The sequence below is a fragment of the Frondihabitans sp. PAMC 28766 genome, from assembly GCF_001577365.1.
Taxonomy (GTDB): Bacteria; Actinomycetota; Actinomycetes; order Actinomycetales; family Microbacteriaceae; genus Frondihabitans.
Genome location: NZ_CP014513.1, coordinates 1,330,834 through 1,350,959, shown reverse-complemented (window position 1 = coordinate 1,350,959; position 20,126 = coordinate 1,330,834). Strand labels below are relative to the sequence as shown.

Here is a 20,126-nt window from a genome sequence, read left to right as displayed (position 1 = left end):
GGCCCGCCGGCACCTAGTCTTCGAGAATGAAGACGGAGCACCGCCGGGTCTGGGAGCGCATCGCCATCATCTCGGGGATGGTGGGTGGGCTCTTCCTCGTCGGCGCCTTCACGCTGATGCTGACGACCGCCCCGATCATGGCGTCGGCCATCTGCCTGCCGGTCGGGTTCGTGGCGCTCGTGTTCGCGATCCTGCTGGCCCTGTATCTGCGCCGCGGCGTGGCCGCCGAGTCGTGGCCGCGCTCGGGGCGTAAAGCCCCTCGCTGAGAAGCTCGCCGACGGGGCCTCGCTGACGAGCCGTCGACCAGGCTCTCGGCCGAGCCGCGACCGCTAGCGCACCCCCACCGGCAGCCACGACTGCGCCAGCACCTCGTCGCGGAAGCGCGTGAGTGCGGCAGCATCGGCGCCGGCCCCCTCGAGGGCCAGAAGCCCCGCGCCGAGCAGCGGCGGCACCGTCACGACGTGGGTGCGGGCGAGCGGTGCGCGCTCGGCGAGACCCGCGTGGATGCCCGCGAAGAGCCGCTCGTCGCGCGCGGCGAGCACCCCGCCGCCGAGCACGACGGGCACCGGCACGTCGAGCAGCTCGAGCCGCGTCAGGGCGGTCGCGACGAGCGTCACGATCTCGGCGGCCTGCTGGTCGACGACGCCCTGCGCCACCGCGTCGCCGAGGCTGGACGCCTCGAACAGCACCGGGCTCAGCAGCGAGACCACACGCCCCTCGAGGCGCCCGAAGTGCAGCGCCTCGGTGACCTCGCGCACAGTCGACAGGCCCAGGGCGGCCGGCACGAGTCGCTGCAGCATCGACGCCGGGCCCCGGCCGTCCTCGGCGCGGGCCGCATGCCAGAGGGCCCGCCCGCCCAGGAAGGAGCCACCGCCCCAGTCGCCCGAGATGTCGCCCAGGGCGGGGAAGCGCGCGGTGGCGCCGTCGTGTCGCACCCCGATCGCGTTGATGCCGGTGCCGCAGATGACGGCGACTGCATCCTGCTCACGGTCGGGCCCGTCGTGCAGGCCACCGCGCAGCAGGGCGAAGAGGTCGTTGTCGATCACGTCGGCGTGCCACTGGGCGAGCGCCTCGGTCGCCGTGACGATCTCGGCAGGGAGGTCGAGCCCCGAGAGGTAGACGTGGGTGCGGGCGACGCGCACGTCGAGGCCGTCGAGAGCTGTGGCCCTCAGGTCGTTCAGGATGCCGAGGGCCGTGTCGAGGCCGAGCACCTGCGGGTTCGACCCCGGGCCGCGGGCGTGCGCCACGAACTCGCCGTCGAGGCCCACCACGATGACGTCGGTCTTGCTGCCGCCGCCGTCGACAGCCAGCACCACCTCGCGCGGGGCACCGGCTGCAGCCGGAGCGCTGCTGTCGGCGACACCCCTGCCCGCCGCCCCCGTGTCGGTCGTCATCTCGCCCACGCGAGGTGCTTCGCGTTGTCGGCCAGCAGCAGATCCGTCATCTTCTCGGCCTTCTCGAACTGACCGACCATCGGGTGCGCGAGCAATGCCCGCACGATCCGGTCGCGGCCCCCGTGCACGGCAGCGTCGAGGGCGAGCCGCTCGTAGCCGGCGACGTGCGCGATCAGCCCCTGCATGTCGGCGGGCAGCGGCTCGATCGGCAGCGCCGTCAGCCCGGCCGAGCCGACGACGGTCGGCACCTCGATCACGTGGTCGTCGGGCAGGAAGGGCATCGTGCCGTCGTTGCGGACGTTCAGCACCTGGGTGTCGCCCTTGTTCGTCGTCAGCGAGGCGAGCACGTTGACGGCGGCGTCGGAGTAGTAGGCCCCGCCTCGCGACTCGAGCTCGACCGGCTTGGTGTCGACGGCAGGATCCGCGTACTTGCGCAAGAGCGCCCGCTCGGTCTCGTACACGACCTGAGCCCGCGTCGGCTCGAAGATCTGCTCGCGGAAGACCTCGTCGAACGCGTAGTAGTAGCGGAGGTAGTACGACGGCAGCGCCTGCTGCATGAGCAGCTGACGCGGGTCGGCGTGCACCGAGATCGCGGTCTCCTCCAGGTGGTCGCGCAGCAGCGACGGCAGCACGTCGGTCTCGACGCCGTCTTTCGTCACGTGGACTCCGCGCTCCCAGGTGAGGTGGTTGAGCCCCACGTGGTCGAGGCGCACCGCTTCGGGGGCGACGTCGTAGCGGTCGGCGTAGCGACGCTGGAAGCCGATGGCCACGTTGCAGAGGCCGACGGCGCGGTGGCCGGCCTCGAGCAGCGCCCTGGTGACGATGCCGACGGGGTTCGTGAAGTCGACGATCCAGGCGTCGGGCTTGGCGTACTTCCGCACCATCTCGGCGGCCTCGAGCACGACGGGAACGGTGCGGAGCGCCTTCGCGAACCCGCCCGGCCCCGTCGTCTCCTGCCCGATGCAGCAGAGCGCGTGAGGGAAGGTCTCGTCGCCGTGACGCGCCTGCTGCCCGCCGACGCGCAGCTGGAACATGACGGCGTCGGCGTCTTCGACCCCCTGGCGGAGGTCGTCCGTGACGTGGATGGTGCCGGGGTGGCCGGACCTCGCGAACATGCGGCGCGAGATGCCCCCGACGAGCTCGCGGCGCTCGGGGTCGGGGTCGACGAGCCACAGCTCGTCGATCGGCAGGACGTCTCGCAGCCGCGAGAAGCCGTCCACGAGCTCGGGGGTGTAGGTCGAGCCTCCCCCGACGACGGTGAGTTTCATGGTCAGCCTTTCACTCCGGATAGTGCGATGCCCTCGACGAATGCCTTCTGGGCGAAGAAGAAGATGATGACGACCGGCAGCATGATCACGACGGTGAGCGCCATGGTCATCGACCAGTCCGTGCCGTGCTCGCCGCGGAAGGTGGCGAGCCCGTAGGCCACCGGCCAGTTGGCCGAGTTCTCGGACGTGTAGAGCAGCGGCCCGTAGTAGTCGTTCCAAGAGTTGAAGAACATGAAGATCGCAGCGCTCGCGATGCCGGGGCGCGCCATCGGCACGATCACGCTCCAGAGCACCCGCCACTCCCCCGCGCCGTCCATGCGCGCGGCGTCGCCGTACTCGGCGGGGATCGTCATGAAGAACTGCCGCAGCAGGAAGATGCTGAACGCGTCGCCCAGCAGGTTCGGCAGGATCAGCGGCCACAGCGTGCCCGTCAGGTGCAGGCCGCTCCAGAGCACGTAGACCGGCACGGCCGTCACCTGCGGAGGCAGCAGCATCGTGATGATGATCGCCATGAAGATGAGGTTCGCGCCCTTGAACTTGATCTGCGCCAGCGCGTAGGCGGCTGGCACGCTCGACAGCAGCATGAAGAGCGTCGCGAGCACGGCATACATCGCCGAATTGCCGAACCACTGCGCGAGCGGCACCGTCGTGAAGACGCGCAGGTAGTTCGACCACTCCCAATGCGTGGGGATGATCGAGGCCGTCAGCGCCTGGTTGCTCGACATCAGCGACGTCAGCACCACGAACACGATCGGGGCGATGCAGAGGATCGCGACGGCGACGAGCGCCACGTGCTGGGCGATCCATCGCAGGATGCGGGGCCCACGGCCGGATTCGGCCCGTCGCGCTGCGGCCCCGGTGAGGGGTCTCGAGATGGTGGTCAATTGTCGACCTCCGGTCGGAAGACGGAAATGCGTCGGATGGTCAGCGCGAGCAGCACGGCGGTGATCACGAACAGCACCACCGCCATCGCCGAGGCGTAGCCGAACTGGAAGTTCGCGAAGCCGTGCTGGTAGAGCAGCTCGGTGTAGGTGAGCAGCGACGTGCCCGGATACCCGAGGTTGGCGCTCGAACCGCCGCCGACGGTCGCCTGCCCGCTCGCCACCCCGGAGGCGACGGCCGCCTCGGTGAAGTACTGCAGGGCCGCGATCACCCCGGTGACGATCGCGAAGCCGATCACCGGCGCGATCATCGGCAGGGTGATGTGCCGCACCTGCTGCACGCCGTTCGCCCCGTCGAGCGAAGTCGCCTCGTAGAGCTCTTTCGGCACATCGAGCAGCGACGCCAGGAAGATGATCATGATGTCGCCCATCACCCACACGCCGAGGATCACGAGCGACGGCTTCGACCACGACGGGCTGTTGAACCACAGCGGCCCGTGGATGCCGAAGAACTTCAGGATCAGGTTCACCGGCCCCGTTCCCGGGTTGAACAGGAAGACGAAGGCGACGACGCTCGCCACCGGAGGCACGAGGGCCGGCAGGTAGAAGATCGTGCGCCACAAGCCGGCGGCGGTGCGGGCACGGACCAGGAGGCCCGCCACCAGCAACGCGCAGACGATCCGGATCGGCACCAGGATCACGACGAACCACAGGGTGTTGAGAGCCGCCGCGCCCACCTGCGGATCCTGCGTGAACAGATAGCGGTAGTTGAGGAGGCCGACCCACTGCGGGCTCGAGAGCTGGTTGTAGCGGGTGAACGAGAAGTACACCGAGGCGAGCAGCGGATAGACGAAGAAAATGAGGAGGCCCGCGATCGCGGGGCTCAGCATGACCAGGGCGACGCGCCTCCGGCGGCGCTCGGCCGACCGCCGACGGGGCGCCGGGGCGGTCGCGCGCCGCCGGACGAGGCGCGAGGTGGTGGTGGGCGCGGTCATCACGGGCCCGTCAGCGCGTTCTCGTTGTCGATGTTCTTATCGAGCGTCTTCAGCTGCGCCGTGAGGTCGCCGCCGCCCGACTGGTACGCCGTCCACATCTTGGTGAAGGTGCCGATGTAGGCCGCGCCGTCGGAGGTGGCCGGCGAGGTGATCGTGGCGGGGTTCTTCGCGGCGTCGATGAACGTCTTGTAGTTCTTGTCGACCTCGAGCTTCGGCGAGTCCAGCGCCGAGGTGATGGTCGGCACGTTCTTCAGGCCGTTGCCGATCTGCACCTGCGCGTCGGTGTTCAGCGCGAGGTACTTGAGCAGGGCCCAGGCGAGCTCGGGGTGCTTCGAGCCCTTGGCGATGCCTGCGACGTTGCCCGCGATGTACGACGCGCCGTAGGTGCCGTAGCCGGACATCACCGGGGTCGGCGCGGACGAATACTGGAGGTCGGGCTTCTGCGACTGGATGAACGCGGTGCGGTACTCGCCGTCGATCACCATCGAGACCTGGCCGGTCTGGAAGGGGTTGTCGGCCGCGAACTCCTGGCCGAGACCCGAGGTGAACGCCTGCAGCTTGGCGTAGCCGATCTTGTCGACGTAGGCCTTCTGCCACTCGATCAGCTTCTTCCAGCCGGCGCTCGTGCCGATCTCCGACTTGCCCGACTTCGACAGCCACGTACCGTTGATCATCGGGGCGAAGTGCTCGGGGCTGTTCTCTTCGAAGCTCATGAGCGGGTTGAAGCCGAGCTGCTTGATCGAGCCGTCGGAGTTGTAGGTCGTGAGCTTGAGACCGTCAGCCTCGAGCTCGTCGAGGGTCTTCGGCGGGGTCGTGATGCCCTTCGCCGCGAGCTCCTTCGTGTTCATCAGGAGGCCGCTCGTGTCGGCGAGGGCCGGCAGCGTGCACTGGTTGCCCTTGTACGACGTGTAGCCGCGGACGACCTTCGGGATGTCCGACAGGTCGACCTTGTCGCGCTTGATGTACTGCCCGAGGTTGAGGAAGGCGCCCGACGAGCAGAAGCTGCCGACGATGGCGGTCGAGTAGGAGATGCCGACGTCGATGTTCTGGCCCGACGAGATCGCCTGCTGCAGCTTGGTGTCGTCCTGGCCGCTGTGGACGTCGACCTTGACGTCGGGGTACTTCTTCTCGAAGCCCTTCACAGCGGTCTGGACGACACCGGCTTCGCGGCCGGTGAAGAAGTGCCAGAGCGACACGGTGCCGCTCAGGTGCTTGGGGGCGGACGCGTCGATCTTGGCGCCGCCCGAGCCGGAGCAGCCGGTCAGCGCGAGCGCGCCGACCAGCGTGAGCGACGCCGCCGCGATCAGCCGTTTGCGGGTGACGTGTCGTCGCAGAGGGAGGGTGTTCTTCATGGTGGAGCCTCACTTCCTGGAAGGGTGGTGGAGCCTGACGTGGTGGAGCGCGGTGATGCGAGGGTGGTTTTCGGGCGCGCCGAACGGCCCTGCGAGAGGGCTCGATCGACGCGTGCGGGTCTAGGCGGGAACGACGGGCGGGTCGGCGCCGGGAGCGTCGGGCAGATGCGCGACGGCCTCGACGAGGGCCTGGCGCACGGCGTCGATGAGGACGTGCCGTGCACCGTGGAGGACGGGGGTCTGTGAGATCGAGGGGCCGACCACCGGGGTCGACCAGCGGCTGTGCTCGTGCAGCCAGGCCTCGACCCGCGACGCGAGGTCGACGCCGAAGGCCGTGCCGATGGGGCCGTGCAGGATGACCAGCTCGGGGTCGACGACGGCGAGGGCCGGCATCACCACGAGGCCGACGCGTGGTGCGAGCTCGTCGAGAATGGCGAGGCGGGCAGGATCCTGATCGATCGCCTCGAGCAGGTCGCCGAGGCTCTCGCCCTCGATCCCGTGCCGCCCGGCGAGCAGCTCGATCGTGCGGCTCGTCACCAGGTCGTCGACGAGACGTGCGTCGGAGTCGAACTCGGAGGCGTCGACGGGGGCGCCGAGGTAGCCGATCTCACCGGCCCCGCCCGCGGCACCGCGGTGCACGCTGCCGCCGAAGTCGAGAGCGAGGCCCAGGCCGTTGCCCATCCAGAGCAGGGCGAACGTCGTCGCCTCCTGCCCCGAGCCTTCGCGGCGCTCGGCGATGGCCACGAGGTTGGCGTCGTTCTCGATGATCACGTGGGCGCCGAGCGCTTTCGACAGGGTCTCGGTGACCTGGTGCCTCGGCCACCCGGGCAGCTCGTCGGTGAACACGAGGTCGTCTGTGCGGGGCTCGACCGAGCCCTGGATTCCGACGCAGACGACCGTCACGGACTCGGGATCGCGCCCGGCGGCGAGACACGCGCTCTCGATCGCGCGGGCGAGGTCGGCGTGGGCGTCGGTGCCGTCGGGGGCGTCGTCGGTCGCCTCGAACACGACGTGGTCGGGCCGGCCCGTCGCGTCGACGACCGTGGCGCTGATGCCGGCCGGCTGGACGTCGATCGCCACGCCGATGGCGCGATCGGTCAGCACGGCGTACTGCAGGGCGGCCGGGCCGCGGCCCGACGACGACTCGCCCGACACAGCGATGAGCTCGGCCTCTTCGAGGCGGCGGATCATCTCGGCGGCAGTGGGCTTCGACAGGCCGGAGAGGCGGGCGAGCTCGTTGCGAGTCATCGGGCCGTGCTCGAGCAGGAGGCCGAGCGCGGTGCGGTCGTTCAGCACGCGCAGAAGCGCGGGCGTCCCTGGGCGGCTCGGCGTTGGCATGCCACGACTGTAATAGACAACCTTCTTAACTGAAAGGTTTGTTTACAGATCGGAAACACGAGTCCCGATCGCGCAGGTCAGAACCGCGTCGTGATCCGGCCGGAGACCAGCGGCAAGCGCGGCTCGAGCCGGCCGTCTTCGATGGTGGCGATCTCCGACCACTTGTCGATGGTCGTGCACGGGTGCGAGATGCCGAGCCGCACCAGGTCGCCGACGGCGAGGGTCGAGCCGGCCGGCAACGACACGAAGGCGTGCTGGTCGTTCAGCCCCGTGACCGCGGCGCCGACGACAGCCCCCTCGACGCGCTGCGCGGGCCCGCGCCCCGGCCGGTAGGCCTCGAGCAGCATCGGCAGACCCTCGTCGTCGGCGGTGTCGCGCCGCCCGACGTTGAGCAGTGCCAGGGTCGGCTCGGGGCGCGAGAGCACGCTCGCCCAGAGGTCGAGCGCGGGCCGGAACCCGACGTCCGTCTCGGTGCGGGCGAACGGGGTGAGCCGCCGGTAGTGGTCGTGGTCGTGCGTCACGTAGGCCCCCGAGCGGAGTACCACGCGGGTCGGCACCCCGCGCTGGCCGAGGGGGTCGTGCCGGAAGCCGAGGGCCTCGACGACGCGGTCGAAGTAGATGCTGCCGCCCGCCGTCAGCACGACCTCGCCGCCGCGGTCGAGCCAGTCGGCGAACGAGATGCCGTCGAGCAGGTCGCGGAACTCGATGAGGGTCGCGAGGTAGTCGTCGACGAGATGCAGGGCGGCGGCATCCGTCTCGTGGCTGAGGGCCCCCTCGTAGCCGGCGATGCCGGCCAGCACGAGATTGTCCGCCTCGCGGACGGCCCGGGCCACGGCGAGCGCCGCGTCGAGCGACCGCGCGCCGGTGCGACCGCCCGAAGCACCGAGCTCGACCAGGATCGGCAACTGCCGCGTCGCGCCCCCGCGCGCGAGCGCCTCGTCGACGATCCGCACCCCGTCGACCGAGTCGAGCCACATCAGCACGTCGCTGCCGGGCTCGGCCAGACGCGCGAGAGCCTCGGGTGAGAACGACGTGCCCGCCAGGATGACGTGCCGCACGCCGGCCTCTCGCGCGACCTCGGCCTGGTAGGCGGTGGCGACCGAGATGCCCCAGGCGCCGGCGTCGAGCTGCTGCTGCCAGATCTCGGGTGCCATCGTCGTCTTGCCGTGCGGCGCGAGGTCGACGCCCGACTCGCGGCACCACGTGGCCATGGTGTCGATGTTGTGGGTGAGGGCGCTCCGGTCGACCGTCAGCAGCGGCGTGGGCAGCTCGTCGAGCGGGATGGGCCATGGCTGGTCGGTGAAGGCGACCTTGGTCGCCGATATGGCGTTGATCGCCATGCTCGTGCCTCCTGGTGAGAGTGGCGCTGTACTAGCTTCGAGTCAGAGCATCGACGACCGATCAACGCGATGAAGACAGAATGGACCCCTCCGTGACCGACAGCAAGACTTCCGTGAAGACCTCCGGCGCGCCGACCCCGTTGACGACATTCTCGCAGGGTGTGGCGAAGGGCGGGTTCCTGTCGGTGTCCGGTCAGGGCCCGCAGGATCCCGAGTCGGGCGCCTACCTCCACCCCGACGACCTCACCTCGCAGACCGTCCGCACGCTCGACAACGTCAAGGCGATCGTCGAGGCGGCCGGCGGCACCTTCGAGGACATCGTCTCGCTGCGCGTCTTCCTGACCAAGCGCAGCGACTTCGCCGAGATGAACGCGGCGTACGCCGAGTACCTCACGGCGAACGTCCCCTCCGGCGACTACCCCACCCGCACGACCGTCATGGTCGAGCTGCCGAACGAGGCGATGCTCGTCGAGATCGACGGCCTCGCGATCCTCTCCCGCTGACCGGCAGAGCTAGCGGGCGACGGCCCCGAGGCGGGCCGACAGCCAGCGCGCGACGCCGTCGTCGGCGTTCGAGCCGATGACGCCGGTGGCGGCGGCGAGCACCTCCGGGTGCGCGTTCTCGACGGCGTAGGCCTCGTCGGCGACTTCGAACATGTCGAGGTCGTTCAGGTTGTCGCCGAAGCACACGATGCGCTCGGCCCCGGTGAGATCGGCGAGCGTCCGCACACCCACTCCCTTCGTCGAGCCGGGCGCCGCCAGTTCGAGCCAGTACGTCCCCTCGACATACGTCTCCTCCTGCAGCGACACGGCGACGTCCCCGCCGAGATCCTGCCGCAGGATCCTGGCGACCGGTTCGAGCTCGGCCCACGGCCCGATGGCCACGATCGAGAACGTCCCGACGCGCGCCAACTCGCGCTGGTGCGCCACCGGCCGCCACCGTGGGTCGGAGCCGCGGTCGCCGAGGTACCACCGGATGCCCGCGCTCTCCTGCCCTGCCACCCAGCCGACGGTGTCGGCGCGATCGCCGGGCCGCACCGAGTAGACCAGCGGTGCGACACCGAGGCGGTCGAACGCCGCCAGCACCCCGTCGACGATCTCGGGGGCGACGGTCTGCTCGACGAGGTTCTCGCCGGTCGACAGGTCGACCACGAACGCGCCTCCGTAGACGACGGCGGGCCCGGCGAGACGCAGACCCTCGGTGACCATGCTCAGCGAGTGCAGCGACCGCGCGGTGGCCAGCGAGATCAGCTCGCCCGACTCGGCGAGGGCGTTGACGGTCTCGCGGGTGTAATCGCTGACCCGAGCGTCGGGGCCCAGAAGGGTGCCGTCGAGGTCGGTCACGTAGAGGGTGCGGGTCACGTCACCATTCTCACGCCGCAGGCCGTGTGTTCTCGCACCCGCGATGAGGGGGCAGGATGCGACGGGTCGGTGTCGTGACGGGTCGGTGTTGTAACGGGTCGGTGTTGTAACGGGTCGGTGTCGTGACGGCTCACCGCCCGGAGACGATGACCGTCTTGCGCGACCACTTCTCGCTCTCGAGCTGGTCGACCATGAACTGCGCGACGTCGGCTCGCGAAACCCTGCCGACGCCGGAGAAGCTCTCGACCGCGAGGACGCGCCCGGTGGCCGGCGTGTTCTCGAGCCGCGTCGGGTAGACCAGCGTCCAGTCGAAGGCGGACGAGCGCACGACAGCGTCAGCGGCCTCCTTCGCGGCGTAGACGCGGCGCAGCACCGACGAGAAGAAGACCCGCTGGAAGGCGTTCGCCCCGTCGCGCGACTCGCCGACGCCGAATGCCGAGCACACGATGAGGCGCGTCACGCCGGCCTTCGCAGCGGCCGGCAGCAGAACGCTGGTCGAGGCGGCCTCGACGGGGTGACGCAGGTCGCGCGAGCCGAGCGCGTTCAGCACGGCGTCTTGGCCGTCGACGGCGGCCGCGATGTCGATGGCGCTGGTCGCGTCGCCGGTGAGCGAGCGGACCCCCTGCAGTGTGCCGAGCTTGGTCGGCTCGCGTACGAGCGCCGTCACCTCGTGCCCTGCCGCGATGGCGCGCTCCAGCACCAGTCGCCCTGTCTTGCCCGTCGCGCCCAGTACGAGAACTCTCATCCCCCTACCCAACCACGCCGGGGGTTCTGCACGGCGACCTCGTCGAACAGGTGATTCATACCCGGAATTGACATTTCATACAGCGTCCGTCTATGGTCGTCGAGTTCGCTCCGATCCCACGACGAGGTGGCCCCATGACTTTCCCCCTGATGACGCTGCGCCCGTCCCGCAACACACTGACCTTCGTTCTCCTGTCGATGACAGGCGGGGTCATTTTCCAGGTGGCGTACATCCGTTTCGTCTTCCTCCCCGAGACCGCCGAAGCCCTCGGCTTGACCGGTCAGGAGTACGGCACGGTCGTCTCGGTCTTCGGCGCCACCGCGACGATCATGTACTTCGTCGGCGGCTGGTTCGCCGACCGGTACTCCCCACGGCTGCTCATCTGCGTGGCACTCGCCGGTGTCGGGCTGGCCGACCTCTATGTCGCGACGGCCCCGGGGCTCGTGGGCGCGCTGGTCGCACACGTCGCGATGGCCGTGCTGAGCACCGGCCTCTACTGGTCGGCGCTGGTCAAGTCGATCGGGCTGCTGGCCAAGCCCGGAAGCGAGGGGCGCAGCTTCGGGTTCTTGGAAGGCATCCGGGGCGTCACGTCGACGGTCATCGGCCTGATCGGCGCGGCCATCGTCTCGACAGCCGTCGTCCCGGCGACGGGCGTGCTCAGCCTCATCCGCGTCTACGGAGTCCTCTGCCTCGTCTTCGCGGTCGTCGTGTGGCTGGTCGTCCGCGAAGACGCGGCGAAGCTCGATGCCCTCGAGGCGACCACGGTCACGCTGACTCAGCTCGTCGCCGCGGCCCGGAACCCGCTGACCTGGTTGATCGGCACGACGATCGCCATGGCCTTCTGCTTCTACACGACCCTCGCCTACTTCTCGCCGCTGCTGCAGAGCGGCTTCGGCGTCGGGGTCACCGCGATCGCCGTGATCGGAGTGATTCGCAGCTACGTGTTCCAGTTCGTCGGAGGCCCCGCCGGCGGCGTCGTCGTCGACAAGGTCACGCACTCGACCCCGCGATTCCTCGGCTGGATGTTCGCCGCTTCAGCGCTGCTGGCAGCCGCGTTCCTGGTGCTGCCGAAGACGCCCGCTCTCGTCGGCGTCGCGCTCGCCCTCCTGCTCGTGCTCTGCCTCGCCGTCTTCATGAGCCGCGGTGTCTACTGGGCGACCGTCGGCGAGCTCGGCGTGCCCACAGCGCAACGGGGCGGGGTGATCGGCCTCGCCTCGGGGATCGGCTATCTGCCCGACGCGTTCCTGCCCGCCCTCTGCGCCTGGTGGATCGGCGACTCCGCGGCCGGAGTGCCCGAGCAGGGCGGCGGCTACACCAGCCTGTTCGGCCTGCTCGTCGTCGCCGGCCTCGTCGGTTTCGGCCTCACCGTCGCCACGCGGCGCTTCGTCGCCCGACGCGCGGCCGCACCCGCTCTCGTCTGACCTCCGTTTCCCCTTCTTCCCCTCTTCGAAAAGGACCCCGTGGACATCTCCGACTTCTCGCTCGACCACTTCTCGCTCGCCGGCCGCACCGCGATCGTCACGGGCGGCAACACCGGTCTCGGTCGAGCGTTCTCGCTTGCTCTGGCGAAGGCCGGTGCCGACGTCTTCGTGCCCGCGATCGTCGACGACGACGGCACGACCCGCGACCTCGTCGAGGCCGAAGGGTCGCGCTACGAGTTCGTCGAGATCGACATCACGTCGCCGGGGCGCCGAGGGTCGTGATCGACAGCTGCGTCGAACGCCTCGGATCGGTCGACATCCTGGTGAACTCGGCAGGGATCTGCCGCCTGGGCGCCGTCGACGACTTCGGCCGCGACGACTGGGACCCCATGATCGCCGTCAACCTGACCGCGCCGTTCGAACTGGGCCACGAGGCCGCTCGCCGCATGGTCGAGCAGGGCTCGGGCAAGATCATCAACATCGCGTCGCTGTTCGCCTTCCTGGGCGGTCAGCAGTCGCCGGCCTACGCGGCCACGAAGCACGGCATCGTCGGTTTCACCCGCGCGTACTGTGACGAGCTGGCGCAGCACGGCGTGCAGGTCAACGCGATCGCGCCGGGCTACTTCGCAACGAAGATCACCGAGGCGACCCGCTCGGATCCTGTCACCAACCAGCGCGTGCTCGACCACATCCCGGCTGCTCGCTGGGGCGACGTCGCCGACCTCATGGGCGCCACGGTCTTCCTCGCGAGCCGCGCCTCCGACTATGTCAACGGGCACGTGCTGACCGTCGACGGCGGCTACCTCGTGCGCTGACGCACCCCGCACTCCAGACAACCCATCGACAGAAAGCATCCCCATGATCGAGTCCGTCTCCACCCTCGAACGCTCGCAGATCGTCGCAGCCCTCGCCGAGATCGTCCGCGCCGACCAGATCGACACCGACCCCGACCACCTCGCCGAAGCGAGCGTCGACCGGTTCAAGAAGTACCAGTCGGTGCACGGCATCTTCGACGCCCCGCCGCCCGCCGCGATCGTCTACGCCGAAAGCACCGGCGACGTCAGCGCCGTGCTGGCGTTCGCCGATCGCAACCTCGTCAACGTCGTGCCGCGCACCGGGCGCACCGGCACGGAGGGTGGGCTCGAGACGAGCGTCGTCGACACGGTGGTGCTCGACGGGTCGAGGATGAGCGCGATCCTGCGCGTCGACGAGACCAACATGCAGGTCACCGTTCAGGCCGGCACCCCGCTCCAGACGGTCGAGGACACCCTCCGCCCCCTCGGCTACACCACCGGCCACTCGCCGCAGTCGAAGCCCCTCGCGCAGTACGGGGGCCTCGTCGCGACGCGCTCGATCGGCCAGTTCTCGACTCTCTACGGGGCCATCGAAGACATGGTCGTCGGGCTCGAGGCGGTCTTCGCCGACGGCTCGGTCACGCGCATCAAGAACGTTCCGCGCCGCTCGGCCGGGCCCGACATCCGCCACGTGGTGATCGGCAACGAGGGCGCGCTGTGCTTCGTCACCGAGGTGACCGTCAAGATGTTCCGCTGGCAGCCCGACAACAACGAGTTCCACGGGGCCCTGGTGGACGACATGGAGACCGGCCTCGCGATCCTGCGTGAAGTGCTCGTGGGCGGCTTCCGGCCCTCGGTCGCCCGTCTCTACTCGCCCGAAGACGCCCGTCAGCACTTCGCGCACTTCTCGGACGGCAAGTGCGTCGTCGTCTTCGTCGCCGAAGGGCCGGCGGGGATCGTGAGAGCCACCAGTCACGAGATCCAGCGCGTCTTCGGCGAACACCGCCATGACAAGGTCGACCCGCTCCTGATCGAGGCGTGGTTCGACGGCCTCAACTGGGGCCCCGACAAGATCGAGGCCGAAAAAGAGGTGATGCGCGATCAGGCGCACCTCGGCTACACCACCGAGATCTCGGCCGACTGGTCGGAGGTCGGCGCGATCTACGACACGGTCATGCGCAGGATCCGAGACGAGTTCCCGTTCGCCTCCGACCTCACCATGCTCGGCGGCCACTCGTCGCACAGCTACCAGACCGGCACGAACCTCTACTTCGTGTACGACTACCGGATCGACTGCGCGCCCGAAGAGGAGATCGAGAAGTACCACGTCCCTCTGAATGCGATCATCGTCGAAGAAGCCCTCCGCCGCGGCGGTTCGATGGTGCACCACCACGGCATCGGCAAGTACCGCACCCCGTGGACCCTCGAGGAGCACGGCTCGGCCTACGCCATCCTCGAGGGGCTCAAGACCCAGTTCGACCCGAACGGGATCATGAACAAGGGCACGATCTTCCCGGTCGACGGCGCGGGCGTCGCGCCCCGTACCTGATCGTGGCGCGCTATCTGGTCGGCATCGACAACGGCTCGCAGTCGTCGAAGGTCACCGTCTTCGACGCGCTCGGCACGGTCGTCGCGAGCGGACGCTGCCCGCTCCGGCCCTATGACACCCCGGTACCCGGCGTCGTCGAGCACCCGGGCGACGACCTCTGGGAGTCGATCGGTGCGGCGTCGCGCGCAGCGATGGCGGCGTTCGACGAGAGGGGGCTGGACCGCACATCGATCGCGGGCGTCGGGCTGTGCACGATCCGGTTCTGCCGAGCCCTGCTGCGAGCGGACGGCTCGCTCGCGTCGCCGGTACTGAGCTGGATGGACTCCCGCGTCTCCCGTCCCTACGAGCACACCGACGAGGCGGTGGCCCGCGTCACGACGTCCTCGGGCTACATCACGCACCGGCTGACGGGCCGCTTCGTCGACACGAGCGCCAACCATCAGGGGCAGTGGCCGATCGACGCGGCGGCTTGGCGATGGCTTCCCCAGGGCGACGAGTTCGCCTCGTTCGGCATCCGGCGTGATCAGCTGGCGCAGCTCGTCGACCCGGGAGAGCTCCTCGGCCACGTCACGACCTCGGCGGCGGCCACAACGGGCCTGCCCGAGGGCCTGCCGGTCGTCGCTACGGCGAACGACAAGGCGGTCGAAGCTCTCGGCAGCGGGCTGTCCGAACCCACGACCCTGCTGATCTCGCTCGGCACGTACATCACGAGCATGACCCTCGGCTCGTCGAGTCGACCGTCGGCTTCGGGCTTCTGGTCGAACTTCGCCTCGGTGCCCGGCGAATACCTCTATGAGAGCGGCGGCATCCGTCGCGGCATGTGGACGATCAGCTGGTTCCGGGATCTCCTCGGGCCGGCCTGCGCCGCCGAGGCGTCGGCGCGCGGGCAGAGCCTCGAAGAGCTGCTGGGCCTCGAGGCCGAATATGTCCCGGCGGGCTCGAACGGGCTGTTGACGGTGCTCGACTGGCTGGCGCCCGACGACGCACCCCACCGTCGCGGATCGATCCTGGGCTTCGACGGCCGCCAAGGGCGTGGACACGTCTACCGCTCGCTGCTCGAGGCCATCGCCCTGACCATGAAGCAGCGGGCCGACCTGATGGCCGGCGAGCTCGGCATCGCGTTCGAGCGGGTGCTCATCTCCGGCGGCGGGAGTGACTCGCCACTGCTGGCGCAGATCATCAGCGACACGTTCGGCCTGCCCGTGCGGCGCCCCGCGACCACCGACGGCGCCGGACTCGGCGCGGCCATCTGCGCGGCCGTGGCTCTCGAGGTGCACCCGTCGTTCGCCGCCGCGCAGGCCGCGATGGTGACGGTGCGCGACGAGTTCGTGCCCGACCCGGCGCGGCACGAGCTCTACGGCCGCCTCGGCGAGGTGCACGCCGCGATCACGTCCGCTACCGATCCGCTCTACGCGCGCCTCTCTGTCGCGGCGGAGTCCTGCGACCTCCTCACGGCCGATCCCGGTCAGGCCCTTACCTTTTCGGCACGTACTTCCCCAGAGGACGGTCAGGACCTGCCGGAAAGGTAAGGGCAGTGCCGCTAGGCGGCGAGGAAGCGACCGGCGGGGGCTGTCGTGACCGCAACGCCGGCGATGTGGACAGCGCGCAGGCCCGCGGGGCCGCGTCGCGGCTCGGCGTAGCTGGCGCGGTCGGCGTAGGCGGCAGGGTCGATCAGCTGCAGGTCGGCGGCGAAGCCGGGGGCGAGGCGGCCGCGACCGGCGATGCCGAAGCGGGCCGTGGCATCCTGCGTCATCCGCCTGATCATGCGGGCACGTGCGGCAGGGGCGGGGCCCGCCAGGGCGAGCGCGGCCGGGAACGTGCCGAAGAGCCGCGGGTGCACGAAGCCGGTCTCGCGCGGCAGGCCGTCGCTGCCGACGAGGGTGTGCTCCCATTCGAGGGCGTTGCGCATGCCGTCCGCGTCGGTGTGGAAGACGATCACGGTGAGCTGCGCGTCGGTGGCGACGACGAGGTCGGCGAGGGTCTCGAGCGGGTCCTGGCCGCGCGACGCCGCGATCGCGTCGACCGACAGACCCTCATAGGCGACGAGAGCATGGTCCGAGAACCCGGCCACCACGATGCGCGCCGGCCCGATCGCGGCCCACTGGTTCTCGAGGGCCGTGCCCTCCCACGGGCTCGCGAGGCTCGCCAGCACCTCGGCCCGCCCGGCCGTCGACGAGAGCAGCCGCACGAGCCCGGCAGCACCGCCCGACTGCGCCCACGGGGGGAAGAGCGAGACCACCGTGGTGCTGCCCGCGTCGTACGGGTAGACGTCGCAGGTGATGTCGAGACCGTCGCCCCGAAGGTCGTCGAGGTGCTGCAGGATGCGAGGCATGCTGCCGCGGTTCGCCGGCCCCGTGACCTTGAGGTGGCTGATGTGCACGGACGCACCGCTCGAGAACCCGAGCGACGCCAGCTCGTCGATCGACTCGAGCAGGTGGTCGGCCTCGTTGCGGATGTGGGCCACGAGCAGCTTGCCGCGCGAGGCCGCCGCGCGCGCGAGGGCGAGCAGCTCGGGGCGCTCGGCAGAGTCGCCGGGCGAGTACATCAGGCCGAGCGAGATGCCGGCCGCGCCCGCGTCGAGTGCGTCGCGGGCTGTCCCTGCGATCAGGTCGATCTCAGCAGGGCTCGCCGGCCCGCGCTCGAGCCCGCGGGCGGCCGCGCGCAACGGCGCGTGCGGCACGAGCGCCACCGTGTTGACCGACCGAGCCGACGCGGCGACCGCCACCAGATAGTCGCCGAACGTCGCCCAGGTACCGGCGGGGAACGGCCCGAGCACCGGTGCGGCGCTCTCGGCGAGCCCGGGCGACGACGGCGCGACGCCGAGGCCGCAGTTGCCGATCACCGTGGTCGTGACACCCTGGCCGGTCTTCGGCGCCAGGGCGCCCGCGCGGAAGAGCGCCGCGTCGTCGTGCGAATGGACATCCACGAAGCCCGGCAGGATCTCCAGCCCCTGCGCCTCGACCACCGTCTCTCCGGGCAGAACTGCCAGCCCCGCCCCGACCTCCGCGACGAGCCCGTCGCGCACGCGCACGTCTGCTCTCTGCGGCGCCCCGCCCGAGCCGTCGAACACGGTGCTACCGCGCACGACGAACCCGCTCACGGCCGCCCCCACCCTTATCTTTTCGGCACACCCTGCCCCGCAGGACTACCAGATCCTGCCGAAAAGGTAAGGGTGGCCGGGCGCTCACTCGAACCGCTGCCACTCCGGCTTGTTGGCGTACGTGTATTTGTAATAGTCGGTCAGCGTGAGCTGCGCGGCAGCGGCCTCGTCGACCACGATCGTCGCGTGCGGGTGCAGTTGCAGCGCCGACCCGGGGCACATCGCCGCGAGGGGGCCCTCGACGGCGCGAGCGATCGCCGCCGCCTTGCCGGAGCCCTGCGCCACGAGCACGACCCGCTTCGCGTCGAGGATCGTGCCGAGCCCCTGCGTCAGGCAGTGCGTCGGCACGTCGGCCGGATCGTCGAAGAAGCGCGCGTTCGCCTCGCGGGTCGACGGCGCGAGCGTCTTGATGCGAGTGCGCGAGGCGAACGACGACGTCGGCTCGTTGAAGCCGATGTGCCCGTTCGCCCCGATGCCGAGGATCTGGATGTCGACTCCCCCGGCGAGAGCGATCGCCTCGTCGTACTCGCGCGTCGCCTTCTCGAGGTCGGCGGCGCGGCCGTCGGGCACGCGCACGCGGGCGGGGTCCATGCCGAGCGGCTCGACGACGTCGCGAGCGATGACCGCCGCGTACGACTCGGGGTGCTCGAGCGGGATCCCCACGTACTCGTCGAGCGCGAAACCCGACGCCTGCGACACGTCGAGCGACCCGTCGGCGACCCGGGCGGCGAGCGAACGGTAGATGTCGAGGGGCGACGAACCGGTGGCGAGGCCGAGCACGGCGTCGGGCTTGTCGGTCACCACGCGGGCGATCAGGGCCGCGGCCACGCGGCCGACGTCTTCGGGGGTGGGCAGGATGATGATCTCCACGGCGGGCGTGTTCCTTACGTCGAGCGGGCGGTACGCCAGCTAGGGGTCAGTCGGTGATGGCGGCGACGAGCTCCTCGAAGTACGCCGCGCGCTCCTCGCGGGTCGCCGGCCGCCCGGGAACGCCCGGGCGCTTCTGCCACGGCAGCGGCCCCGACTCGCGGTGGTACTCGACACCGATCGCGTCGAGGCGCTCGAGGTGCACGGCCATGCGCGCCGAGAACTCCTCGAAGTCGCGTTCACCGGAGTCGGGCCTCGGCGACCACACGGCCTCGGCGAGCGCGCAGAGGCGGGGGAAGACGAGGTAGTCGACGGTGCGGGCCGAGTCCATGTGCTCCGTCCAGATGTTGCCCTGGCCGCCCAGCACGTGCTCGGCTTCCGACGAAGACAGCGAAGCGGGCACGGGCTCGAACCCGTACACGTCGCGAAGCGTGAGCGGGATCGACACCGGGATCGGCTCGTCGGGCAGCTCGGTCTGGCGGTAGTCGAGGTAGACCTGGTCGTCGGGGCACGCGACCACGTCGTGACCCCGGCGGGCGGCCGTCACTGCCCCGGTCATGCCGCGCCACGAGGCGACGATCGCCGACGACGAGACCTGACCCTCCAGGATCTCGTCCCAGCCGTAGATCCTGCGCCCGTGGTCGGTGATGTGGGCGTCGAGCCCCTGGATGAACCACTCCTGCAGCTGCGCCTCGTCGGAGAAACCACGTTCGCGCATGATCGCCTGCGTGCGTGGGTCGGCGCGCCACTGGTCGCGCGGGCACTCGTCGCCGCCGACGCCGATGACGGGCGACGGGAAGAGCTCCATCAGCTCGGTGAAGACGTTCTTGTAGAAGTCGAGCGTCGACTCCTCCATGTTGAGCACGTCTTCGATGATGCCCCAGCCGGTGTGCACGTCGCGGTGCACGGCGGCGCCGCCGACGCCCAGCTCGGGGTAGGCGGCGATCGCGGCCTGCGAGTGGCCGGGCACGTCGATCTCGGGCACGACCTGGATGTGTCGGGCTCGCGCGTAGGCGACGATCTCGCGGATGTCGGCCTGCGTGTAGAAGCCACCGTGCGGGCGCCCGTCGAAGGTGGCGTCGGGCCCGGCGCCGACCTGCGACTCGTGCCGCCACGACCCGACCTCGGTGAGCCGCGGGTAGCGCAGGATCTCGACCCGCCAGCCCTGGTCTTCGGTCAGGTGCCAGTGCAGCACGTTGAGCTTGTGCAGCGCCATCAGGTCGAGGAAGCGCATGACGTCGTGCTTGGGCATGAAGTGCCGCGCGACGTCGAGCATGGCTCCACGCCAGCCGAACCGTGGTCTGTCGACGATCGTGACCGCGGGCACGGCCCAGGTGACGCCCTCGACGAGGCTACGACGGTAGATCTGCGGCGGCAGCAGCTGCAGGAAGGTCTGGCAGCCGGCACAGAGGCCGGCCTCGTCGCCGCCCTGCAGCACGACGCCGTCGACGGTCACCTCGAGGCGGTACTCGGCAGGGGCGAGCTCGGCGGTGATGCCCAGCACGATGGCCCGCGACACGGGCTGCCGGGCGTCAGGGCCGCCCGCCCGCAGGAGGAGGCCCGTGGCCGGCCGGAGCGCCGACTGCAGCCACGCGACGGTGCCGGCCAGCTCGTCGGGCGCGACGATCTGCGTCGCGCCGTCGAGGAGGAACTCACCCACGCCCTCCTCCACGGAGACGGGTGCGGGGACGACGGAGACCGTGGTGCTTGTCATTGCGTGG

19 protein-coding genes are annotated in these 20,126 nt (G+C 70.2%); 7 read left to right on the top strand and 12 right to left on the bottom strand.

The annotated features are described in order from the left end of the window. The first annotated feature begins 26 nt into the window (after positions 1 to 26). Entirely contained in the window at positions 27 to 266 is a 240-nt protein-coding gene (locus AX769_RS06605) for a hypothetical protein (protein WP_066277333.1), read from the top strand. 63 nt (positions 267 to 329) lie between these two features. Here AX769_RS06605 and AX769_RS06600 read toward each other — a convergent pair whose 3' ends face one another. The 7 genes from AX769_RS06600 to AX769_RS06570 form a co-directional block, all read right to left on the bottom strand. Continuing rightward, a complete protein-coding gene (locus tag AX769_RS06600) occupies positions 330 to 1,394 on the bottom strand; it encodes an N-acetylglucosamine kinase (protein WP_066283273.1) in 1,065 nt (354 codons plus the stop codon). Continuing rightward, positions 1,391 to 2,662 carry a 6-phospho-beta-glucosidase gene (locus AX769_RS06595; RefSeq protein WP_066277330.1) on the bottom strand — a complete coding sequence of 424 codons (1,272 nt, stop codon included), beginning with the start codon at positions 2,660 to 2,662 and terminating at the stop codon, positions 1,391 to 1,393. The genes AX769_RS06600 and AX769_RS06595 overlap by 4 nt, the downstream gene beginning before the upstream one ends. Before the next feature lie 2 nt (positions 2,663 to 2,664). Then, a complete protein-coding gene (locus AX769_RS06590) occupies positions 2,665 to 3,546 on the bottom strand; it encodes a carbohydrate ABC transporter permease (RefSeq protein WP_082763538.1) in 882 nt (293 codons plus the stop codon). After that, positions 3,543 to 4,538, bottom strand: a complete 996-nt coding sequence (locus AX769_RS06585; protein ID WP_066277328.1) for a carbohydrate ABC transporter permease — start codon at positions 4,536 to 4,538, stop codon at positions 3,543 to 3,545. Before AX769_RS06585 ends, AX769_RS06590 begins: the two co-directional genes overlap by 4 nt. After that, the gene (locus AX769_RS06580; RefSeq protein WP_066277324.1) at positions 4,538 to 5,890 is read right to left on the bottom strand and encodes an extracellular solute-binding protein; all 1,353 of its coding nucleotides are present in this window, start codon (positions 5,888 to 5,890) and stop codon (positions 4,538 to 4,540) included. The genes AX769_RS06585 and AX769_RS06580 overlap by 1 nt, the downstream gene beginning before the upstream one ends. 120 nt (positions 5,891 to 6,010) lie before the next feature. Then, a complete protein-coding gene (locus tag AX769_RS06575; protein WP_082763537.1) occupies positions 6,011 to 7,228 on the bottom strand; it encodes an ROK family transcriptional regulator in 1,218 nt (405 codons plus the stop codon). A gap of 77 nt (positions 7,229 to 7,305) precedes the next feature. After that, positions 7,306 to 8,568 (bottom strand): alanine racemase, encoded by a 1,263-nt coding sequence (locus AX769_RS06570; protein WP_066277320.1) that lies wholly within the window; start codon positions 8,566 to 8,568, stop codon positions 7,306 to 7,308. 92 nt (positions 8,569 to 8,660) lie between these two features. Here AX769_RS06570 and AX769_RS06565 point away from each other — a divergent pair, with 92 nt between their 5' ends. Beyond that, the gene (locus tag AX769_RS06565) at positions 8,661 to 9,071 is read left to right on the top strand and encodes a RidA family protein (RefSeq protein WP_369824069.1); all 411 of its coding nucleotides are present in this window, start codon (positions 8,661 to 8,663) and stop codon (positions 9,069 to 9,071) included. 9 nt (positions 9,072 to 9,080) lie between these two features. Here the strand turns inward: AX769_RS06565 and AX769_RS06560 are convergent, their stop codons facing one another. Continuing rightward, positions 9,081 to 9,929, bottom strand: a complete 849-nt coding sequence (locus AX769_RS06560; protein ID WP_066277316.1) for an HAD family hydrolase — start codon at positions 9,927 to 9,929, stop codon at positions 9,081 to 9,083. A gap of 130 nt (positions 9,930 to 10,059) precedes the next feature. Further along, on the bottom strand, positions 10,060 to 10,674 hold the full coding sequence (locus tag AX769_RS06555) for an NAD(P)-dependent oxidoreductase (RefSeq protein ID WP_082763535.1): 615 nt from the start codon (positions 10,672 to 10,674) through the stop codon (positions 10,060 to 10,062). A 134-nt stretch (positions 10,675 to 10,808) separates the two neighbouring features. On the opposite strand from AX769_RS06555, the gene AX769_RS06550 reads away from it, so the two are divergent. Genes AX769_RS06550 through AX769_RS06535 form a run of 5 tightly spaced genes read left to right on the top strand, consistent with a single transcriptional unit; the run spans position 10,809 to position 15,967 of the window. Further along, positions 10,809 to 12,095 carry an MFS transporter gene (locus AX769_RS06550; RefSeq protein ID WP_066277312.1) on the top strand — a complete coding sequence of 429 codons (1,287 nt, stop codon included), beginning with the start codon at positions 10,809 to 10,811 and terminating at the stop codon, positions 12,093 to 12,095. A gap of 39 nt (positions 12,096 to 12,134) precedes the next feature. Beyond that, entirely contained in the window at positions 12,135 to 12,377 is a 243-nt protein-coding gene (locus tag AX769_RS25660) for an SDR family NAD(P)-dependent oxidoreductase (protein WP_255359426.1), read from the top strand. Beyond that, the gene (locus AX769_RS06545; protein ID WP_255359425.1) at positions 12,374 to 12,910 is read left to right on the top strand and encodes an SDR family oxidoreductase; all 537 of its coding nucleotides are present in this window, start codon (positions 12,374 to 12,376) and stop codon (positions 12,908 to 12,910) included. Before AX769_RS25660 ends, AX769_RS06545 begins: the two co-directional genes overlap by 4 nt. A 43-nt stretch (positions 12,911 to 12,953) precedes the next feature. Further along, positions 12,954 to 14,438, top strand: coding sequence for an FAD-binding oxidoreductase (locus tag AX769_RS06540; RefSeq protein ID WP_066277309.1), 1,485 nt, complete (start codon positions 12,954 to 12,956; stop codon positions 14,436 to 14,438). Between the two features lie 2 nt (positions 14,439 to 14,440). After that, positions 14,441 to 15,967 (top strand): FGGY-family carbohydrate kinase, encoded by a 1,527-nt coding sequence (locus AX769_RS06535; protein ID WP_082763533.1) that lies wholly within the window; start codon positions 14,441 to 14,443, stop codon positions 15,965 to 15,967. Positions 15,968 to 15,978: 11 nt separating this feature from the next. On the opposite strand, the gene AX769_RS06530 is transcribed toward AX769_RS06535, so the two are convergent. The 3 genes from AX769_RS06530 to AX769_RS06520 form a co-directional block, all read right to left on the bottom strand. Beyond that, complete coding sequence (locus tag AX769_RS06530; RefSeq protein WP_066277306.1) at positions 15,979 to 17,538, bottom strand: amidohydrolase family protein; 1,560 nt, start codon at positions 17,536 to 17,538, stop codon at positions 15,979 to 15,981. An 84-nt stretch (positions 17,539 to 17,622) separates the two neighbouring features. After that, a complete protein-coding gene (gene nagB / locus AX769_RS06525) occupies positions 17,623 to 18,408 on the bottom strand; it encodes a glucosamine-6-phosphate deaminase (RefSeq protein ID WP_066277303.1) in 786 nt (261 codons plus the stop codon). A gap of 46 nt (positions 18,409 to 18,454) precedes the next feature. Then, positions 18,455 to 20,119 carry a beta-N-acetylhexosaminidase gene (locus tag AX769_RS06520; RefSeq protein WP_066277302.1) on the bottom strand — a complete coding sequence of 555 codons (1,665 nt, stop codon included), beginning with the start codon at positions 20,117 to 20,119 and terminating at the stop codon, positions 18,455 to 18,457. Positions 20,120 to 20,126 lie beyond the last annotated feature (7 nt).

Coding starts and splice junctions, on each gene's coding strand:
- AX769_RS06605 (WP_066277333.1), top strand. CDS start 27: ATGAAGACGGAGCACCGCCGGGTCTGGGAGCGCATCGCCATCATCTCG.
- AX769_RS06600 (WP_066283273.1), bottom strand. CDS start 1,394: ATGACGACCGACACGGGGGCGGCGGGCAGGGGTGTCGCCGACAGCAGC.
- AX769_RS06595 (WP_066277330.1), bottom strand. CDS start 2,662: ATGAAACTCACCGTCGTCGGGGGAGGCTCGACCTACACCCCCGAGCTC.
- AX769_RS06585 (WP_066277328.1), bottom strand. CDS start 4,538: ATGACCGCGCCCACCACCACCTCGCGCCTCGTCCGGCGGCGCGCGACC.
- AX769_RS06580 (WP_066277324.1), bottom strand. CDS start 5,890: ATGAAGAACACCCTCCCTCTGCGACGACACGTCACCCGCAAACGGCTG.
- AX769_RS06575 (WP_082763537.1), bottom strand. CDS start 7,228: ATGCCAACGCCGAGCCGCCCAGGGACGCCCGCGCTTCTGCGCGTGCTG.
- AX769_RS06570 (WP_066277320.1), bottom strand. CDS start 8,568: ATGGCGATCAACGCCATATCGGCGACCAAGGTCGCCTTCACCGACCAG.
- AX769_RS06555 (WP_082763535.1), bottom strand. CDS start 10,674: ATGAGAGTTCTCGTACTGGGCGCGACGGGCAAGACAGGGCGACTGGTG.
- AX769_RS06550 (WP_066277312.1), top strand. CDS start 10,809: ATGACTTTCCCCCTGATGACGCTGCGCCCGTCCCGCAACACACTGACC.
- AX769_RS06540 (WP_066277309.1), top strand. CDS start 12,954: ATGATCGAGTCCGTCTCCACCCTCGAACGCTCGCAGATCGTCGCAGCC.
- AX769_RS06520 (WP_066277302.1), bottom strand. CDS start 20,119: ATGACAAGCACCACGGTCTCCGTCGTCCCCGCACCCGTCTCCGTGGAG.